General features: G+C 65.7%; 20 protein-coding genes. 10 read left to right on the forward strand and 10 right to left on the reverse strand.

Annotated features, from left to right (window positions below; all coding sequences use genetic code 11):
* Window positions 1-104: 104 nt before the first annotated feature.
* Complete coding sequence (locus tag NF699_10835; GenBank protein ID USU03576.1) at window positions 105-959, reverse strand: phasin family protein; 855 nt, start codon at window positions 957-959, stop codon at window positions 105-107.
* Window positions 960-1001: 42 nt separating this feature from the next.
* Entirely contained in the window at window positions 1002-2762 is a 1761-nt protein-coding gene (phaC, locus tag NF699_10840) for a class I poly(R)-hydroxyalkanoic acid synthase (GenBank protein USU03577.1), read from the reverse strand.
* Between the two features lie 133 nt (window positions 2763-2895).
* On the opposite strand from phaC, the gene NF699_10845 reads away from it, so the two are divergent.
* The 5 genes from NF699_10845 (at window position 2896) to NF699_10865 (ending at window position 7139) form a co-directional block, all read left to right on the forward strand.
* On the forward strand, window positions 2896-3261 hold the full coding sequence (locus NF699_10845; GenBank protein USU03578.1) for a DUF4440 domain-containing protein: 366 nt from the start codon (window positions 2896-2898) through the stop codon (window positions 3259-3261).
* 81 nt (window positions 3262-3342) lie between these two features.
* Entirely contained in the window at window positions 3343-4350 is a 1008-nt protein-coding gene (locus NF699_10850; protein USU03579.1) for a glycoside hydrolase family 26 protein, read from the forward strand.
* The gene (locus NF699_10855) at window positions 4347-5402 is read left to right on the forward strand and encodes a GDSL-type esterase/lipase family protein (protein USU03580.1); all 1056 of its coding nucleotides are present in this window, start codon (window positions 4347-4349) and stop codon (window positions 5400-5402) included. The genes NF699_10850 and NF699_10855 overlap by 4 nt, the downstream gene beginning before the upstream one ends.
* 95 nt (window positions 5403-5497) lie before the next feature.
* On the forward strand, window positions 5498-6718 hold the full coding sequence (locus NF699_10860; GenBank protein ID USU03581.1) for an LL-diaminopimelate aminotransferase: 1221 nt from the start codon (window positions 5498-5500) through the stop codon (window positions 6716-6718).
* 4 nt (window positions 6719-6722) lie between these two features.
* Window positions 6723-7139: an acyl-CoA thioesterase gene (locus tag NF699_10865; GenBank protein USU03582.1), complete on the forward strand. Its 417-nt coding sequence runs from the start codon at window positions 6723-6725 to the stop codon at window positions 7137-7139.
* A 5-nt stretch (window positions 7140-7144) separates the two neighbouring features.
* Here the strand turns inward: NF699_10865 and NF699_10870 are convergent, their stop codons facing one another.
* Window positions 7145-7621: a helix-turn-helix transcriptional regulator gene (locus NF699_10870; protein ID USU03583.1), complete on the reverse strand. Its 477-nt coding sequence runs from the start codon at window positions 7619-7621 to the stop codon at window positions 7145-7147.
* 129 nt (window positions 7622-7750) lie between these two features.
* On the opposite strand from NF699_10870, the gene NF699_10875 reads away from it, so the two are divergent.
* The 4 genes from NF699_10875 to NF699_10890 all read left to right on the forward strand — a co-directional run bounded on the left by NF699_10875 (window position 7751) and on the right by NF699_10890 (window position 12433).
* Window positions 7751-8065 (forward strand): hypothetical protein, encoded by a 315-nt coding sequence (locus tag NF699_10875; GenBank protein ID USU03584.1) that lies wholly within the window; start codon window positions 7751-7753, stop codon window positions 8063-8065.
* Between the two features lie 92 nt (window positions 8066-8157).
* A complete protein-coding gene (locus NF699_10880; protein USU07058.1) occupies window positions 8158-10260 on the forward strand; it encodes a bifunctional (p)ppGpp synthetase/guanosine-3',5'-bis(diphosphate) 3'-pyrophosphohydrolase in 2103 nt (700 codons plus the stop codon).
* A 75-nt stretch (window positions 10261-10335) separates the two neighbouring features.
* On the forward strand, window positions 10336-11349 hold the full coding sequence (locus NF699_10885; GenBank protein ID USU03585.1) for a M48 family metalloprotease: 1014 nt from the start codon (window positions 10336-10338) through the stop codon (window positions 11347-11349).
* Between the two features lie 64 nt (window positions 11350-11413).
* A complete protein-coding gene (locus tag NF699_10890; protein USU03586.1) occupies window positions 11414-12433 on the forward strand; it encodes a glycosyltransferase family 2 protein in 1020 nt (339 codons plus the stop codon).
* 91 nt (window positions 12434-12524) lie between these two features.
* Here NF699_10890 and NF699_10895 read toward each other — a convergent pair whose 3' ends face one another.
* Together NF699_10895 and NF699_10900 are read right to left on the reverse strand one after the other, a co-directional pair.
* Window positions 12525-13256 (reverse strand): class I SAM-dependent methyltransferase, encoded by a 732-nt coding sequence (locus NF699_10895; GenBank protein USU03587.1) that lies wholly within the window; start codon window positions 13254-13256, stop codon window positions 12525-12527.
* Window positions 13257-13259: 3 nt separating this feature from the next.
* Window positions 13260-13643, reverse strand: coding sequence for a GtrA family protein (locus tag NF699_10900; GenBank protein USU07059.1), 384 nt, complete (start codon window positions 13641-13643; stop codon window positions 13260-13262).
* Window positions 13644-13768: 125 nt separating this feature from the next.
* Between NF699_10900 and NF699_10905 the strand changes: the two genes are divergently transcribed.
* The gene (locus NF699_10905; GenBank protein ID USU03588.1) at window positions 13769-15550 is read left to right on the forward strand and encodes an AcrB/AcrD/AcrF family protein; all 1782 of its coding nucleotides are present in this window, start codon (window positions 13769-13771) and stop codon (window positions 15548-15550) included.
* A 165-nt stretch (window positions 15551-15715) separates the two neighbouring features.
* On the opposite strand, the gene NF699_10910 is transcribed toward NF699_10905, so the two are convergent.
* The 5 genes from NF699_10910 to NF699_10930 all read right to left on the reverse strand — a co-directional run bounded on the left by NF699_10910 (window position 15716) and on the right by NF699_10930 (window position 19256).
* The gene (locus NF699_10910) at window positions 15716-16336 is read right to left on the reverse strand and encodes a MarC family protein (protein ID USU03589.1); all 621 of its coding nucleotides are present in this window, start codon (window positions 16334-16336) and stop codon (window positions 15716-15718) included.
* The gene (gene folD / locus NF699_10915) at window positions 16333-17199 is read right to left on the reverse strand and encodes a bifunctional methylenetetrahydrofolate dehydrogenase/methenyltetrahydrofolate cyclohydrolase FolD (GenBank protein ID USU03590.1); all 867 of its coding nucleotides are present in this window, start codon (window positions 17197-17199) and stop codon (window positions 16333-16335) included. The genes NF699_10910 and folD overlap by 4 nt, the downstream gene beginning before the upstream one ends.
* A 49-nt stretch (window positions 17200-17248) precedes the next feature.
* The gene (locus NF699_10920) at window positions 17249-17560 is read right to left on the reverse strand and encodes a YggT family protein (protein ID USU03591.1); all 312 of its coding nucleotides are present in this window, start codon (window positions 17558-17560) and stop codon (window positions 17249-17251) included.
* Between the two features lie 97 nt (window positions 17561-17657).
* A complete protein-coding gene (gene argB / locus NF699_10925; protein USU03592.1) occupies window positions 17658-18557 on the reverse strand; it encodes an acetylglutamate kinase in 900 nt (299 codons plus the stop codon).
* Window positions 18558-18602: 45 nt separating this feature from the next.
* A complete protein-coding gene (locus NF699_10930) occupies window positions 18603-19256 on the reverse strand; it encodes a queuosine precursor transporter (protein USU03593.1) in 654 nt (217 codons plus the stop codon).
* Between the last annotated feature and the right edge of the window lie 137 nt (window positions 19257-19393).

Here is a 19393-nt window from a genome sequence, read left to right on the forward strand (position 1 = left end):
CGCAGGGGCAAGAGGGCGATGCGTCCCGGACAGGAAAAGGTCGGCACGAAAAGGGCGGCCGCATCGCTGCGACCGCCCCGAACGTCGGTTCCGACGCGTACGGATTACGCGGAGATCTTGATCTTCTCGGCGGCAAGCGCGGCGCGGTTCGACAGCGGCTGCACGACTTCACCGGCGAGCTTCAGCAGCGCCTCGGTGTTGTGCGAGGTCTGCTGCACCATCGCATCGAACGCCGAGCGGACATAGTCCGACTGCAGCTTCATCAGTTCGGTCGGCGACTTCACGCTGCTCATCGTCTTGGCGGCGGCGGTCGCCTCCTCGAACGACTTCTTGGCGAAGGCGGCGGCTTCCTGGCCGATCGCTTCCATGCCGCGCGCGGCGACCTTCGATGCCTCGACCAGCGCTTCGATGTTGCCCTTGCCGAATTCGTTGGCCTCTTCGAACATCTTCTGGCTCTTCTCGACCGCACCCTTGGCGCGCTCGGTGGCGTCGTTGAACACGGTCTGGGTCTTGGCGGTGACGTTCTCGATCGTTTCCATGATGACTTCCTTTACTGCGGTTGACGTAGCGGGAGCGGGCGCTTCTGCGAGCGGGACCGCGACCGGGGCATCGAGCGTTTCGACCACCGGCTCAGGAGACGCCGCGACCGGAACGGCCGGGACGACGGGTTCGGGAAGCGTCGGCGCTGGGGCCGCGGCGGGCGTTGGCGCCGCCGGTGGCCTGGGCGCTGCCAACATCGGCGGCACGGGGCCGGATTCCGCAGGCTTCTCGAAGGGCGCCGGCTTCCTGCCGGTCGGCTTGATCTTGGCAAGCGGGGCAGCGGCGGTTGAATCGACGGTGTCACGCGCGCCGCGCGGACGTCCGGATCTTGCCGGCGATTTAGGGACGTTGCGGTCCAATGATCCTACTCCCGCTATTATGCTGCGGCGCACAATAAGGGAATTGAGGAGATCATTCAAGCATATTTTGTGCAGTGCAACATAGATTGCGGGATCAGGCTGTCATCGTGCGCGTACATACTCGCCCGGGGCATCACCGAGCGAGGGCAGTGCGCCCTGCCCCGGAACGCGTGGGCCATCCGCTACGACCTCGTTCGCATCGCGCGCGCGCAGCCATTCGATCCAGTCGGGCCACCAACTGCCCTTCGTCTCGGTGGCGCCGGCCACGAAGTCGTCGAGCGTCTGTACGTCCGAATCGTTGGTCCAGTATTGATATTTCCTCGCCGCAGGAGGGTTGACCACGCCGGCGATATGCCCCGATCCGGCGAGCACGAAGCGCAGCGGTCCGCGGAACAGGTGCGTGATCTTCCATACGCTGTCCGCCGGTGCGATATGATCCTCCCGGCCCGACTGGACATAGGCCGGCGTCGTGACCCTGGTCAGATCGAGCGCCTCGCCTGCCACCGACATAGCGCCGGGCTGGACCAGCAGGTTGTCGCGGTACAGGTCGGTCAGATACGACAAATGCCATTTGGACGGCAGGTTGGTGGTGTCGCCGTTCCAGTGCAGCAGGTCGAACGGCGTGTAATCCGACCCCATCAGGTAATTGTTGGTGACGTAGTTCCAGATCAGGTCGCGCCCGCGCAGCAGGTTGAACGTCGCCGCCATATAACGCCCGTCGAGGAAGCCCTGCGGCGACAGTGCGCCGATGAGGGCCAGCTGCTCCTCGGTAACGAAGTTCTGCAATTCTCCCGCGCGCGAGAAATCGACTTGCGCGGTAAAGAAGGTGGCGCTCGCGACCTTGTCCGCCTGACCACGTGCGGCCAGCAGCGCCAGTGTTGCCGCCAGTGTCGTGCCGGCTACGCAATAACCGATCGTATGCACCGCCGGCACATCCAGAAGCGCGCGGATCGTATCCACCGCATCGACCTGCGCCGCGACGTAGTCGTCCCAGATCACGTCTTTCATCGACGCATCGGCCGACTTCCACGACACCATGAAGACGGTGATGCCCTGTTCCACCGCCCAGCGGATGAAGCTCTTCTCCGGGGTCAGGTCGAGGATGTAGAAGCGGTTGATCCAAGGCGGAAAGATCACCAGCGGCGTCGCCAATACCTGCCCGGTGGTCGGGGTATACTGGATCAGCTCGTATAGCGGCGTCCGCTTCACCACCTTCCCCGGCGTCATCGCCAGGTTGCGTCCCACCTCGAACGCGCCCTCGCTGGTATGCGTCAGCTGGCCCTTGCCGATATCGGCGAGCATGTTCCTGAGGCCATCGAGCAGGTTCTGCCCCTTGGTCGCGATCGTCTTCTCGACCACCTCCGGATTGGTCATCGGAAAGTTCGACGGGCTCATTGCGTCGACCAGCCCCTTGGCGGCGAAGCGCAGCTTGTCCTTCTGCTGGTCGGACACCCCATCGAGCGCGTCGACACCGCGCAGCATGTGATCGGCGATCAGATTGTAGCTGCGGCGAATCCAGTCGAAATAGGGGTCGTCGCGCCACGCCGCCGCCTTGAAGCGTTTGTCGCGCGCGTCGCCATCCGATTCCGGAGGCGGCGCCATCGCAGCGGCGGGATCGACGAAGCGCTGCCAGAGTGCAAGGTTGTCCTTCCAGAAATCCTGCGTTTGCTGAAGCAGCGCCGCATTGCCGAACGGGCTGGATACCGGCGCATCCGCTGCCTTGCCCGCCTGCATCACGCCGAGGCCCTGTTCCATCATCATCTGCTGCGCACGACCCATCACCCAGGTCCAATGCTGAAGCTCCGCGAGATCGGGCGCACCGGTCACGCTGCGGGCGGTCTGGTCGTCGTATGGATCGGCCATGGCATCCTCTTCCTGACGACATCGTAGCGGCGGCGAATGCGCGTGGGAACCGGATTAGCGTTGCTGGACGATGAGCGCCCGGGAACGATCCGTGCCACCTTGCGCTTGCATCCCGACAATCGGGAGAATCATCATGGAAGACAATCGCATCTGGGCGTTCGAAGAAAGCCTGTGGACCGGCGATGCGTCGCATTACCGCGAACTGGTCGACGACGAATGCGTGATGGTGCTGCCCGAACAGCCGTTCGTGCTCTCGGCGTCGCAGGCGATCGAGGCGGTGGCGGACACGCCGCGCTGGTCAAAGGTGACGTTCAGCGAGCAGCAGGTGATGCGCCCGCAGGAAGGACTCATCACGATCGCCTACAAGGCGGAAGCGACCCGCGAGGGCGCGACCGGCTATGTCGCGTATTGCACCACGACGATGCGACGTCTCGAACATGACGTGTGGCGCGTGGTCCAGCACCAACAGACACCGCCGCTAGCGGTCGGGGGCGCATGACCGCCCGCTGACCCGCATTTCTTATTTTTGTTTTCATTAATTGCGTTAGGCTGTCGATATCTGCGGTAGGACAGAGATGGCATGCTGACGCGACGAACGACGTTGACCGGATTGGCCGCGCTGGGACTGACGCCCGCATCGGCGCTTGCCGCCACGGCCCCGGTACGCACCCTCGCCAACGCGGAGGCAAGTGCCGGGGCCCGCACGCTCTATGACTATCTGTGGAGCCAATACGGCCGGCATACGCTGACGGGCCAGCAGGAGCAGGGCTACAATCTCGCGAATGCGCAGCGCGAGCTGGCGTATCTGCAGCGGGTTACCGGCCGGGCGCCCGCAATTCTGGGATTCGATTATATCGATCCGCGCGACCACGCCCGCGTCAACGCCCGGGCGCTTGCGTGGGCGCGGAGCGGCGGGATCGTGACCTTTTGCTGGCATTGGGGTGCCCCCGATATCGGCACGGGATACGAAAATTCGAAGCAGGACTTCGACGTCGTCGCCGCGCTGAAGCCCGGCACCCCGCAGAACCAGCTGATGCTCGCGCAGATGGATCATGTCGCGCGCCTGCTGACGGTGCTGCGCGATGCGAAGGTGCCGGTGCTGTGGCGCCCCTTCCACGAATTCAGCGGCGACTGGTTCTGGTGGGGCAAGCACGGGCCGGACGCGTTCAAGGCGCTCTGGCGGCTGATGTACGATCGTTTCACACGGCAGCACGGGCTGAACAACCTGATCTGGGTGCTGGGATGGGCCGGGCAAAACGTCGACCCGGCCTATTATCCCGGCCGCGACAGGGTCGATATCGCGGGTGCGGACATATACGTTGCGGATCACGGCAATCTTGCGCCGATGTTCGCGGCAGTGAAGGCCATCGTCGGCGACGACGTACCGATCTGCCTGCATGAAAACGGACCGGTGCCGGATCCGGCACTGCTCGGACCGCAGGCGGACTGGCTGTGGTTCATGACGTGGCACACCCGCTGGCTGACGGGCGCGGACCAGAACACGCCCGCGCAATTGAAGCGCGATTTCGCGAGTTCGCGTTACGTCACCAGGGATGAACTGCCCGCGATGTTGAGGTTCGGGCGATGATGATCGCCGCGATGCTGCTCGCGAGCGTGACGCCGGTGCCGGCGGCAACCGCAACGGGCAAGCCGCTGGCCGTCCGTATCGGCGGGCGCGCCGAGCGCGTCGGCGCCGGCTGGCGACGGCAATGGCCGGGCACCTATGTCGAGGGCGCCTTCCGCGGACGTCAGGCGATGTTACGGGTCGGGACGGGCGACATGATCCTGCATGTCCTGATCGACGGCAAGCCGGTGCAGACCCTCGTCAAGCCTGCCGCCGGCCTCTACCGGATCGATGGGCTGGCGCAGGGCAGGCATGTGATCCGCGTCGAGGTCGCCAGCGAGAGCCAGTCTGGGCCCACCATTCTCGGCGGGCTGTTCGCCGCACCCGGCGGCACGCCACTGCCCGCGCCGGCCGCCGCGCGGCGGCAGATCGAGTTCATCGGCGATTCGCACACCGTCGGCTATGGCAACACGTCCGCCAAACGCGACTGCACCGAGGCGGAGGTCTGGGCGACCACCGATACATCGCAGGGAATCGCCGGCCAGACCGCCCGCCACTACGGCGCCGACTATCGCGTCCATGCGATTTCCGGCCGCGGCGTCGTGCGCAATTACGACGGGTTCAAGGCCGACACGACGGTCGACGCCTATCCCTACGTCCTGTTCGACAAGGCCAGGCCGGCGACCGATGCCGGCTGGAACCCGCAATTGTTCGTCATAGCGCTCGGTAGCAACGATTTCTCGACCGCGCTGAAGCCGGGCGAGCGTTGGCGGACGCGCGAGGCGCTGCACGCCGATTACGAGGCGCGCTTCATGCGCTTCATCCGGTCGCTGCGCGCGACACATCCCGGGGCGCACGTGTTGCTCTGGGCGACCGACCTTGCCGACGGCGAGATCGCGGCGGAAGAAGCCACGGTCGTCAGTCGCCTGACCGCGGAAGGGATGCGCGACATCGGCTTCCTGCGCGCGCCGACGTTGACCTTTGCAGGATGTCACTACCATCCGTCGGTGGCGGACGACACGCTGATCGCGAAGGCGATCGCGCGATATGCGGACGAACATCGCATCTGGAAATGACCGGGCCGCCACCTCCGCCGCACCACCGGGGAACGGAAACGGTGGTTAAAGAGCCGCGGCGGGCGTAAGACGGCATGGTCAATTGAAGGTGACCCATGTCCGACGACTTCTACCGCATCAAGCGCCTGCCGCCCTATGTCATCGCCGAAGTCAACGGCATGCGGGCTGCGGCGCGTGCGGCGGGCGAGGACATCATCGATCTCGGCATGGGCAATCCCGACCTGCCGCCGCCCGCGCACGTGCTCGAAAAGCTGATCGAGGTGACGCGCAAGCCCGACGCACACGGCTATTCCCAGTCGAAGGGTATTCCCGGCCTCCGCCGCGCACAGGCGAATTATTACGGCCGCCGCTTTGGCGTCGATCTCGATCCCGAGACCGAAGTCGTGGTGACGATGGGATCAAAGGAGGGGCTCGCCAGCCTCGCCACCGCGATCACCGCGCCGGGTGACGTCGTGCTCGCGCCCAACCCCAGCTATCCGATCCATACCTTCGGCTTCATCATCGCCGGCGCCACGATCCGCGCCGTACCGACGACGCCCGACGAAGCCTATTTCGAAAGCCTGGAACGCGCGATGGCGTTCACCGTGCCGCGCCCGTCGGTGCTGGTGGTGAACTATCCGTCGAACCCGACGGCGGAAGCGGTCGACCTCGCCTTCTATGAGCGGCTGGTGGCGTGGGCGAAGGAGAACAAGGTCTGGATCATCTCCGACCTCGCCTATTCCGAGCTGTATTACGACGGCAATCCGACGCCTTCGATCCTGCAGGTGAAGGGTGCGAAGGACATTGCGGTCGAATTCACGTCGCTCAGCAAGACGTACAGCATGGCGGGCTGGCGGATCGGCTTCGCGGTCGGCAACAGCACGCTGATCGCGGCTATGACGCGAGTGAAATCCTACCTCGATTACGGCGCGTTCACACCGATCCAGGCGGCGGCATGCGCCGCGCTCAACGGCCCGCAGGATATCGTCGAGACCAACCGTCAGCTGTATCACAAGCGCCGCGACGTGCTGGTCGAAAGCTTCGCGCGGGCGGGCTGGGACATCCCGTCCCCGCGCGCCTCGATGTTCGCCTGGGCGCCGCTGCCACCGGCGGTCGCGCATCTGGGAAGCCTCGAATTCTCCAAGCAATTGCTCACCCATGCCCATGTCGCGGTCGCGCCGGGCGTCGGCTATGGCGAGAACGGTGAGGGCTTCGTCCGGATCGCCCTCGTCGAAAACGAACAGCGGCTCCGACAGGCGGCGCGCAACGTGAAGCGCTACCTGCAATCGATGGGCGTCAACACGCCGGGTCAGTCGCTGGGCCAGAAAGCGGGTTGATCGGGTGCGGGACGGATTTGCATTCTCGACGCGGTTTCGCGTGCGCTACGCCGAGATCGACGGGCAGAAGGTCGTCTTCAATTCGCGTTATCTCGAATATGCGGACGTCGCGGCAACCGACTTTTGGGAATGGACGGGGATCGAGGCGGCTCTGGGTGACGTCTGGTGCCATACCGAATTCCATGTCCGCAAGGCGGAGGTCGATTATCTCAAGCCTTTCGTGTGGGGCGACACCGTCGAGGCGCATGTCCGGATCGCACGGGTCGGCGGCAGCAGCCTGACGATGGCGATGGACCTGACGCATGCCGACACGGGGGTCCTGCACGCGCAGATCGTCATGGTCATGGTGAACGTGCATCTGCCGACCGGACGACCGCTCGCGATCGGCGATACGGTCCGGACCTTTCTGGAAGCGCTGTAGCGCGGCTATTCGTTCGGCTCGACGTCTTCGGGCAGCGCCCAGATCAGGTCGCCCTTCCCCAGCACGCGGCCATCATGGGCGTGCACCGCCATCGCGGCGATCGGTCGCCGATCGCGGGTGTCGACAAGGATCGGAAACGCCGGCGCGCACAATTCCCAGCGTTCGCCCCATTGCCGAAGCGCGATCATCGTCGGCAGCAGGGCGTGCCCCTTTTCGGTCAGCGTATAGCGAATCTTGCGGCGATCGTCGGGCATCGGTTCGCGTTGCAGGATGCCGTGGTCGACCAGCCGCGCCAGTCGGTTCGCCAGGATGTTACGGGCGATCCCCAGTTCGGCCTGAAATTCCTCGAAATGGTGCAGACCGTTGAATGCCGCCCGCAGGATCAGGAACGCCCAACGTTCGCCCATTGCCTCCAATGCCGCCGGCAGGCTGCATTCACGCAATGTTTCTCGTAACTTGGGCAGGTCGGCCGGTGTCGCCATGATGATCCTCTTGCGCCTGATCTACCGCATTTCGGCATGAGCCGAGAAGCCTTTATCGGTTTCCAGTTGCAACCTGCAACTCATATAGATAGACGGCGGTCTCGTTATAAAGGTTCGGGAGGACCGGTCATGAAGCTTTTCGCCACGCTCGTCATCGCTGCCGCCACGCTGTCCGGCACTGCTGCAATCGCCGCCCCGGCTGCCGCCGACGTTTATGTCGCGGTCCCCGCCGCTCCCTCGACCAAGACGGGCTTTATCACCCGCTCGACTGCATGGCGCTTGCAAGGTCAGGCCTTCGTCGCGGGCCACGCCCCCGAACGCCCCGCGATATTGTGCGAACTGGTGGTACGCCAGATCGGTGCGGTCAGCAGCTTCACCGTCGCGGGCAAACCCTATGACGCGGACCAGCTCGCCAAATGCAACGCCAAGGCCAGGAAGGCGTAGGACCTTCCGTGAGCGCCCGGTGACGACCTAATCGTATCGCCCGACGCAACAAGATGTTGCAAAGCGGCATGACCCTACTCCATGTGGTCGGCGTGCTACGGCAATATGAACTGGTCGACCGCGTGCTCGACTACGACCCGAACGCCGACGAGGCGCTGCTCAACCGCGCCTACGTCTTTTCGATGCAGGCGCACGGCAGCCAGAAGCGCGCCAGCGGCGATCCGTACTTCAGCCACCCGATCGAAGTCGCCGGCATCCTCACCGACCTGAGGCTGGACGACGAGACGATCGCCACCGCGATCCTGCACGACACGATCGAGGATACGGTCGCGACGCCGGAGGAGATCACGCGGCTCTTCGGGGCCAACGTCGCGCGGCTGGTCGACGGCGTCACCAAGCTCAGCAAGATCGAGGCGCAGACCGAGAACGAGCGCGCCGCCGAAAATCTGCGCAAGTTCCTGCTCGCGATGTCCGACGACATCCGCGTGCTGCTGGTCAAGCTCGCCGACCGCCTGCACAACATGCGCACGCTCCATCATATCCCCAAGCCGGAAAAGCGGCGGCGGATCGCGAAGGAGACGATGGACATCTACGCGCCGCTCGCCGAGCGGATCGGCATGTACGAGTTCATGAAGGAGATGCAGACGCTCGCCTTCGAACAGCTCGAACCCGAAGCCTATGAATCGATCAGCCGGCGACTGGAACAACTCAAGACCGGCGGCGGCGACCGCATCACGAAGATCGGATCGGGCCTGAAGCTGCTGCTAGGCCGCGCCGGCGTCGAGGCCGAGGTCCACGGCCGCGAAAAGCATCCCTATTCGATCTGGCGCAAGATGAGCGAGCGCCACATCAGCTTCGAACAGCTCAGCGACATCATGGCGTTCCGCGCGATCGTGCCGACGATCGAGGATTGCTACAAGGTGCTGGGGGTGATCCACCGCCGCTGGCCGATGGTGCCAGGGCGGTTCAAGGATTATATCTCGACCCCCAAGCGCAACGGCTACCGGTCGCTGCACACGTCGGTCATCCACGCCGACAACGCGCGTATCGAGATCCAGATTCGCACCGCAGACATGCACGCCGAGGCCGAGTTCGGCCTCGCGGCGCATTGGGCGTATAAGGAAAAGAAGGTCCGCGCCGACAGCCAGCACAGCTGGATCGCCGACCTCGTCGAAATCCTCGACACCGCGGGCAGCCCTGAAGAGCTGCTCGAACACACCCGCATGGCGATGTACCAGGATCGCATCTTCGCGTTCACGCCGAAGGGCGAGCTGATCCAGCTGCCCAAGGGTGCGACGCCGATCGATTTCGCCTATGCGGTTCATACCGACCTCGGCGATCAGGCGGTTGGCGCGAAGATCAACGGCCGCGTCGTGCCGCTGTCGACGGTGATCGAGAACGGCGATCAGGTTCAGGTGTTGCGATCGAAGGGCCAGGTGCCGCAGCCGGGCTGGCTCAACTTCGCGATCACGGGCAAGGCGCTGGCCGGCATCCGCCGCCACCTTCGCCATCGCGAACGCGACGAACTGATCGCGCTCGGCCGCAAGCTGTACGACGATATCGTCCAGCGAATGCCGGCAACGATCGGTCCAGATGCACTGGATCATGCGCTCAAGCGGCTGAAGCTCCCTGACGAGTCCGCGCTGCTAGCATCGATCGCCCGCCGCGGCATCTCCGACGCCGCCGTCATGGAGGCGCTGATGCCCGGCTCTGCCGGCGCGGACATGCGCCTGCTTGCCCCGCAGTCGACCGCGATCTCGATCAAGGGGCTGACCGCGGGCGTCGCGTTCGACCTCGCGGAATGCTGCCATCCCGTGCCGGGCGACCGCATCGTCGGTCTGCGCCGCCCCGATGCGGGGATCGAGGTGCATGCGATCGACTGCCGCGTCCTCGCCGAACTCGCCGAGCGCGGCGCGGACGAAACCGACTGGGTCGACGTCGATTGGGGCGACAAGAGCGACGGCGCGGTGGCGCGGATCGCGGTGCAGGTGAAGAACGAACCGGGCGCCTTGGGTATCGTCTCGACGATCATCGGTGCGCACCGGGCGAACATCATCGCGCTACGGCTCGATACGCGCGATTCGATGTTCCACACCAACGTCATCGACGTCGAGGTCCACGACATCCACCAGCTGATGCGCCTGATCGCGGCCCTGCGTGCGGCGGATGCGGTGAACGCGGTGGACCGGGTCTGATCGCATCGGCCGTCATTCCGCATGTGGAACAACTCTGGCCTGATGGCTTTATAGGGTCGTCACCGGGAGAGCATCATGATCCGCCGCTACACCGCCGCCCTGTTCGCGGGCGCCATCTTCATCGCGCCCGTCACGCCTGCCGCCGCACAAGGGACCGTGCGCTCGATTTCGGAAACGGACAAGGCGCAGGGCAGTCAGGCGCATCCGCAGCTGATGGCCGAGTTCGGCGGTGCCTATAAGGGTCCGCAGGCCGCCTTCGTCGAGCGCGTCGGCAAGCGCGTCGCGGTCCAGTCCGGCCTGTCCAATGCGCAGGGCGACTTCACGGTCACCCTGCTCGACTCGCCGGTAGAGAACGCCTTTGCGATCCCCGGCGGCTATGTCTACGTCACGCGTCAGCTGCTCGCGCTGATGAACAGCGAGGCCGAGCTCGCATCCGTCCTGGGTCACGAGGTCGGCCATGTCGCCGCCCGCCATGCCGCCGGCCGGCAACGCACCTCGACGATCGGCGCGGTACTGGCAGGCGTGGTCGGCACCGCCGCCGGCAATTCGACGCTGGGTCGCCTCGCCGGCGGCGGCGCACGGACGGCGGCGCAGCTCGTGACGCTGAAATACGGCCGCGATCAGGAATATCAGGCGGATGCGCTCGGCGTTCGCTATATCGCTGCGGCGAACTACAATCCCTATGCCGCCGCCGACATGCTCTTCTCGCTCGACCAGTCGAGCGGCATCGCGGCGCAGTCGAGCGGCACCGCGCGTACCCTCCCCGGCTGGGCCTCGACGCATCCCAACGGTCCCGATCGCGTGGCACGCGCCGAACAGCTCGCCAAGGCTACCGCGAAGACGCGTCCGGCAGCGACGCAGGACACCGCCTTCCTGCGCATGCTCGACGGGCTGCCCTATGGCGACGGCAAACAAGGCAAGCAGATGATCCGCGTCGTCACCGTGGGGCCGCGCGACACCGTCGCGACGCTTTCCGCACGGATGGCGGTGCCCGACCTGAAGCAGGAGCGGTTCGAGGTCCTGAACGGGCTGACCGAGGACACGCCGGTACGTCCCGGTATGCTGGTCAAGCTGGTAGTCGCCCGCTGACCGTTCACCGCTAGGCCACGTTACGTATGGATGAGGCTCCCCCGACCGGCTAAGGGGGAGCATCATGTATCGCCCCGCGTTGTCCATCGTCATCCCGTGCTATAACGAAGCCGCCTGTCTGGAACTGTTGCACGCGCGGGTGTCCGCCGCAGCGAAGACGGCGGTGGGCGACGATCATGAGATCGTGCTGATCAACGATGGCAGTCGCGACGACAGCTGGGCGGTCATGCAGCGCCTGTCCGTTGCCGACCCGCGGCTGGTCGCGGTCAACCTGTCGCGCAACCACGGCCATCAGCTCGCGCTGACCGCCGGGCTCGATCTGTGTTCGGGCGAACAGATCCTGATCATCGACGCCGACCTGCAGGACCCGCCCGAACTGCTGACCGACATGCGCGCGACGATGGCGGCGCAAGCGGCGGACGTCGTCTATGCGGTGCGCCGCAAGCGGCAGGGCGAGACGATCTTCAAGAAGGCGACGGCCGCCGCTTTCTATCGCGTGCTCGACCGGGTGACGGATACGCCGATCCCGCTCGACACCGGCGATTTCCGGCTGATGAGCCGACGCGCACTGGACGCCTTGCTGTCGCTGCCCGAACAGGCCCGCTTCATCCGCGGCATGGTCGCATGGGTCGGGTTCCGTCAGGTGCCCTTCCCCTACGATCGCGCCGAACGGCATGCGGGCGAGACCAATTACCCGCTCGGCAAGATGGTGCGGCTGGCATTCGATGCGGTCACGGGTTTCTCGACCGCACCGTTGCGGTTCGCCAGCCATGCATCGGTGATCCTCGCTGGTGCATCGCTGCTCCTGCTCTTCTACATCCTGTGGGGTTTCTTCGAGGGATCGCCGGTGCAGGGCTGGACCTCGACGATGCTCGTCGTGACCGTATTGAGCGCGGTGCAGATGTTCGTGCTGGGGATGATCGGCGAATATCTTGGCCGCCTCTACATCGAATCGAAGCGACGCCCGCTGTATCTGGTCGCCGACATCGCCGGGCCGGTGAAGGGACATTCCACCCTGGGCTTCAACGCCGCGGAGCCGTCCCCGGAGTTCGAGGTGACGGCGCAGCGGGAAGCGGCGGAGTAGGCCATCCCGGTCCCGCCTCGCAAAGCGGGAGTTTAGAACCGTTCTCGCGAGGCACTCCGTTCAAAGCTCCCTTATCACAGGCAAGCGCTGTTCAGGATTTCGGCTCCGCGAGCGTGACGATCGACACCCCCGGCGTCAGCGGCACGCGGCCGACCGCATGCCGTTCCAGCCGGAAGATCGTCTCGAACAGCGCGTTGAGCGGTTTGGCGGGAGGCGAATCGTCGCTGTCGTCGCGGCCCGTCAACCGGCCGGCGATACGCGCCGCCGCGGCGAGCGGGAACAGCAGCGAATTGAAATACGTCAGCTTGCGAGGTTTCAGGCCGGCGGCCTCGATCGCCGTCACCAGCGATCCCTTGGAATAACGGCGATGGTGATGGTTCACCACGTCATGCGCGCTCCACAGCCATTGATGGGCCGGCACCGCGATCAGGATCTTGCCGCCGGGCTTGAGCAGGCTCGCCATACCCTTCAGCGCGGCGACGTCATCCTCGATATGCTCGACCACATCGAGCACCGCGATCAGGTCGTACGCCCCACGCGCCACGCCGGGCAACTCAGGCAAGCGCGCGTCGCCGACCGGCTTGCCAAGACGCTCGCTCGCGATCTCGCGCGCCGCCGGGTCGATCTCGATCGCGTCCACGTCGCCGAACGTCGCCAGCATCGGCAGATTGTGCCCGGTGCCGCAGCCGATCTCCAGAATACGCGCGCCCTTCGGCACATTGCCGTACCGCGTCAGGTAATCGCTCAGGATGTCACGACGGGCGCGATACCACCAATGCGTGGAATCATGCGCCGCCATGCGGTCGTAGACGATGCGATCCATATCTTATCCGAATACCCACTGGCGATTGAGCGCGAAGGTGGCGAGCGGCGTGATCAGCACCACCGGGATCAGCGCGACCCACGGCGGCTGGTGCAACAATCCCGTCGCCAGCCAGGTGAAGCCGGCATTGAGCAGCAGGCCGAAGCTCTGCACCGCCAGAAACTTCACATGCTGGCGCCCGCTGGTATCACGCGTGCCATGGCCCTTGAAGCTCCAGGCGCTGTGCAGGAAGAATCCCGCGATCACCGCTACCAGGAATGCCGGCGGCACCGCCAGCACCGCCAACCGATGCGGCAGCACCCAGGCGGTCAGCGGCAGGTAGACCGCGGAATAGATCAGCGTCGATATGCCGCCGGCGATACCGAACCGGACGATCTGCCCGAACATGCCGCTGCGGCGGAGCGCATCGATCCGTGCCTGAACGCCCCTCGCCACCAGTGCTTCCCTCGCCATCGGCCACGCCCTAAAGGCAATACGCCGGGAACGAAACGGTCAATTGAAGGTCGCGCACGTTGAACACACCTCCCCGCGGCCGGCTGGCCGACGAGACCGACCGGCACTGGATCGCGCTGACCCTGATCGCGTGGCTCGCGGTGGCGATCTGGTACGTGTGGAGCGACTGGAATCTGGTGCGCTGGCTGTCGCTGGGCGACACCGACGACAACATGCGCCTGATGCAGGTCCGCGCATGGCTCGGCGGTCAGGGCTGGTACGACCTGCGCAACTATCGGCTCAATCCGCCGGTCGGCTTCGACATCCACTGGAGCCGCATCGTCGACCTGCCGCTCGCCGGCCTCATCCTGTTCTTCCGCCTGTTCACCAGCAACTTCTGGGCGGAACGGCTCGCGTGCGGCATCGCGCCGCTGATCCCGCTGTCGATCACCATGCTCGGTGTCGCCGTTACCGTCCGCCGGCTGATCCATCCCCTGGCATGGCCGCTGGCGATCGTCTTCCTGCTCGGCACCGCCGCGACGATGCTGATGTTCCTGCCCGAACGCATCGACCACCACGGCTGGCAATTGGCGATGCTCAGCCTCACCGTCGCTGGCCTGTGCGATCCGAAAGGCGCACGCGGCGGCCTGATGGTCGGCCTCGCCAGCGCGGTCAGCCTGTCGATCGGGCTGGAGATGCTGCCCTATTGCGCGATGGCCGGCGCGATCCTCGCGCTGCGCTGGGTCTGGGACCGCGCCGAATCCATGCGGCTACAGGCCTATGCCCTCAGCCTCGGCGGCGGCAGCGCCTTGGGCTTCGCCGCCTTCGCCTCCAACGCCAATTACGCGATGCGCTGCGACGCGCTGACGCCGGTCTGGCTCAGCGTCACCGTCGCGGCGGGCGCGCTGCTGTTCCTGCTCGCCCGGCTCAACCCCGCCTCGCGCGGCGTCCGCATCGGCCTGTCGGTCGCCGCCGGCGCGGTGATCGTCGCGGGCTTCGTCCACTTCTTCCCGCAATGCCTCGGCCGCCCCGAAGGCGTCTCGCCCGAGCTGGAGAAGAACTGGCTCAACAACGTCCGCGAAGCCAAGCCGATCTACAAACACCCCTTCCGCCTCGGCTTTCCGATCGCCGCGCTGCCGATCGTCGGCGTGTTCGGCGTCATCCTCGGCGCGTGGCGCGCACGTGGGACTCGCGCGCTGATCGGCTGGACCGCCGTCGCGCTGTTCGTCACCTTCGCCTGCCTGATGCTGCTGTGGCAGGTCCGCGCCGGCCCCGCGGCGCAATTGCTCGCCGTACCGGGCGCGACCCTGCTCGGCTGGATCGTCCTGCCCTGGCTGCTCAACCACCGCTCGATGCCGGTACGCGTCGGCGGCACGGTGGCGGCGTTCCTGATCGTCTCCGGCCTGTTCGCCGGGCTGATCATCAAATACCTGCCCGTCGACCGCCCCAACGCCTATACCAAACGGGTCAACGGCTCGACCGGCAATTGCGTCCGCTACACCGTGCTCAAGGCGCTCGACCGATACCCGGCGCAGACGATCTTCACCTTCACCGATCTCGGCCCTCGGCTGATCACCGTGACCCACCACGACGCCATCGCCGGCCCCTATCACCGCAACGGCGATGCGATCCTCGACGTCCAGCACGCCTTCGGCCGTTCGGCCAACGAAGCGCATGCCATCATCCGCCGCCACGGCGCGACGATGCTGATGGTCTGCCCCAACCATTCGGAATCGACCAACTACCGCGCGCGCAACCCCGGCGGCTTCTACGACCAGCTCGCCCACGGCGAAGTACCAACGTGGCTCACCCCCCTGCCCCTGCCGAAGGGCTCGCCGCTCCGGCTGTTCAAGGTCGATTGAGCGGCCCGCGCAGCGTTTAAAATGTTCGCGCAGAGGCGCAGAGAACGCAGAGTTGCGTTGGCAACGACGGCGGTGAACAGCAACGCACGTTGCGTTGGGAGAGGGCTGCGCTCGCCAAGTGCGATCTCTGCGTCCTCCGCGCCTCTGCGCGCAAAAATCTGATCGTTAGCGCAAGCTGACCTGCAACCCGTCCATCACGAACTGCACCGCCAGCGCCGCCAGCAGCACGCCCAGCAGCCGCGTGATCACCGCCTCGATCCGCGCGCCCAGCAACCGCATCAGCGGCCCCGCCGCCAGCAATGCGGCGAGCGTCAGCAACAGGATCGCGCCCAAGGCGGCGAGCACGACCGCGGTCGCCTCGATCCCATTGGTGCGCGCCATCAGCAGCATCACCGACGCGATCGATCCCGGTCCGGCGATCATCGGCATCGCCATCGGGAAGATCGACACGTCCTCCACCTCGGGATCGGCAGCCACGACTGCGGCCCGATCCTCACGTCGCTGGGTGCGCTTCTCGAACACCATTTCCAGCGCGATCAGGAACAGCATGATGCCGCCGGCGATGCGGAAGCTCGCCAGACTGATGCCCAGCCCGTGCAACAGGTCCTCGCCGACCAGCGCGAACACCAGCAGGATCGCCGATGCGACGCCGACCGCACGGAACGCCATCGCGCGTCGCTGCGTCGGGGATGCGCCCGACGACAGCCCGGCATAGATCGGCGCACAGCCGAGCGGATCGATGATGACGAAGAAGGTGATCAGCGTCGTGACGAACAGCTCGATCACAGCATTGCCTCCACCCCGTCGCGCCGGCAGGCGGAGACATAGGTGTTGCGGATCAGGCAGGCGATCGTCATCGGCCCGACCCCGCCCGGCACCGGCGTGATCGCTCCCGCGACCTCCCGTGCCGAGGCGAAGTCGACATCGCCGACCAGTCCTGCGTCGGTGCGATTGATGCCGACGTCGATGACGGTCGCGCCGGGCTTGATCCAGTCGCCCTTGATGAATTGCGGAATGCCGACCGCGGCGACGACGATGTCCGCCTGTCGGGTATGTGCGAACACGTCGCGGGTGCGGCTATGGACGATCGTGACGGTGCAGCTCTGCTGGAGCAGCAATTGCGCCATCGGCTTGCCGACGATGTTGGACCGGCCAACGACCACCGCCTCCAGCCCCGCCAGATGCGGGTGGATGTCCTTCAGCAGCATCAGGCACCCCAGCGGCGTGCACGGCACGAACCCCTCCGCCCCGATCGCCAGTCGCCCGGCGTTGACCGGGTGGAATCCGTCGACATCCTTGTCCGGATCGATCGCGAGCAGCACCGCCCGCGCATCGATATGCGCGGGCAACGGCAACTGGACGAGGATGCCGTCCACTGCCGCATCGACGTTCAGCCGCTCGACCAAAGCGAGCAATGTCGCGGAATCGGTATCGGCAGGCAGGCGATGCTCGAAGCTTTCCATGCCGGCGTCGCGCGTCGCCTTGCCCTTGTTGCGGACGTAGACGGCGGACGCAGGGTCCTCGCCAACCAGCACGACGGCGAGGCCCGGCGCACGGCTGGTGTGCTCGCGGAAGCTGGCGACATGGGCGGCGATGCGGGTGCGCAGGGCGAGGGCATGCGCCTTGCCGTCGATGATCGTGGCGGTCATGCTGCGGCCCCATAGCGACCGGCGGCAATCTTCGCCAGCATAGGAGTCCTCAGATCGCGCCGTTCGACATCAGGCTGACGGCGATGTTCGGCAATATGACGCTGTCGAGGATGCGGATGACGATCAGCACGACCAGCGGCGCAAGGTCGATGCCGCTGATATTCGGCAGCACCCGGCGCAGCGGGCGGTACATCGGCTCGGTCAGCCGATCGAGCCCGTAGTGCAGCGAACTGACGAAGTTGTTCGACGTATTGATGACGTTGAACACGATCAGCAGCGACAGGACGAACTGGACCATGATGATCCACCAGACCACGTTCAGCAGCACCTGGATGATCTGGATAAGGGTAAGCGCGATCACGCGAGGCTCCGGGGGTTAGGGTTCGGACCGGACGTAGCGGGTTCGGGCGTCGGGGAACATACCCAAAGTCCTCCCCTCGCGGGGAAGGACTTGGGCGCTACGCGTGAACCAGGGTCCCTGCGCCGGCCGACGTGAAAATCTCCAGCAACATCGCATGCGGTACGCGGCCGTCCAGGATCACGGCGGCGTCCACCCCGGATTCGACCGCGGCGACGCAGGTATCGACCTTGGGGATCATCCCGCCGCTGATCGTGCCGTCCGCCTTCAGCGCGGCGATGCGCGCCGGGTCGAGATCGGTCAGCAGTCGCTTGTCCTTGTCGAGCACCCCCGCGACATCGGTCAGCAGGAAGAAGCGCGATGCGCCCAGCGCGGCGGCGATCGCGCCGGCCATGGTGTCGGCGTTGATGTTGTACGTATGGCCGTCGGCCCCCAACGCGATTGGCGCGACGACCGGGATGATGCCGCTGCCCGACAGTGTGTCGAGGATCGTCCGGTCGACCGCGACCGGTTCGCCGACGAAGCCCAGATCGACGTGACGCTCGATCCCCTGCAACGTATCGGGCGTATCGCGACCGACCTTCATCGCGGTGACCAGATTGGCGTCCTTGCCCGAAATGCCCACAGCCCGACCACCGGCCTGCCCGATCCAGGCGACGATCTCCTTGTTGATCGATCCCGCCAGCACCATTTCCGCAATCCGCGCGGTTTCGGCATCGGTGACGCGCAGGCCATCGACGAAGCGCGATTCGACCCCCAGCCGCTTCAGCATCGCGCCGATCTGCGGCCCGCCGCCGTGCACGACGACCGGGTTGATGCCGACCGCCTTCAGCAGCACGACATCCTCCGCGAAATCGCGCGCGAGTTCGGGGTCGCCCATCGCGTGGCCGCCGTATTTCACGACGAAGGTCTGGCCGGCGTAGCGTTGCAGGTACGGCAGCGCCTCGGTCAGGGTTTCGGCCTTGGCGAGCAGCGCGGCGGTGGCGGTGGAGTCGGTCATGGATCGCGCCTGTAGCGGCGGATCAGCCGGCTTCAAAGTCCGGCGTCAAAACGCCTTGCGATCCAGTCGCCGGCCCAGCGCGACCAGCCCGGTGATCATCAACGGCATCAGCACGATCGACAGGATCACCTTGGTCGCCATCTGACCCGCCATCAGGCCAAGGATCGGGCGTTCGCCGTAGAACGAGATCGAGATGAACAGCAATGTATCGATGATCTGGCTGATGACGCTGGCGATGATCCCGCGCAACCAGACCAGCCGCCCCTCGCCGCGCGACAATTTGGAAAAGATCAGGACGTTGAGCGTCTGCGAGATGCCGTAGGAGATCAGCCCGGCGATCATCATCCGCGCGCTCTGGCCGACGACGACCGGAAAGGCATCGATCGCCGGCGGGTACATGCCGGGATCATGGGGCAGCGCGACGACGATCTGGATCAGCGCCGCCGATACCAGCAGCGGCACGAAGCCGAGCCGGACCAGCGACGTGGCGACCTTTTGCCCGAACAGCTCGGCGATGGCGCTGGAGAGCGCGACGAGGATCAGGAACGCGAAGATCCCCGCCTCCACCGCCAGCGGCCCGAGCGCGACCTGCTTCACGCCGAGCACACCGGCGATGCAGACCATGCCGCCATACAGGACGGAAAAGACGAACAGCGCGCGGGGAATGGCGACAGGCGCGGCGGCGGGAGGGATTTGCATCGCCACGACGCTAGCGCGTTTCCGCGACCGGGCAAATACTTCCGCGGTCCATGGCGAAGGGCCAGCCCTCCACACATCCTTCGTGACTGTGGAACGTATCGGCGGCCAACCCCGCGCAGATAGGCTTCTTCCATCCC

Source organism: Sphingomonadaceae bacterium OTU29LAMAA1, from assembly GCA_024072375.1.
Classification (GTDB): domain Bacteria; phylum Pseudomonadota; class Alphaproteobacteria; order Sphingomonadales; family Sphingomonadaceae; genus Sphingomonas.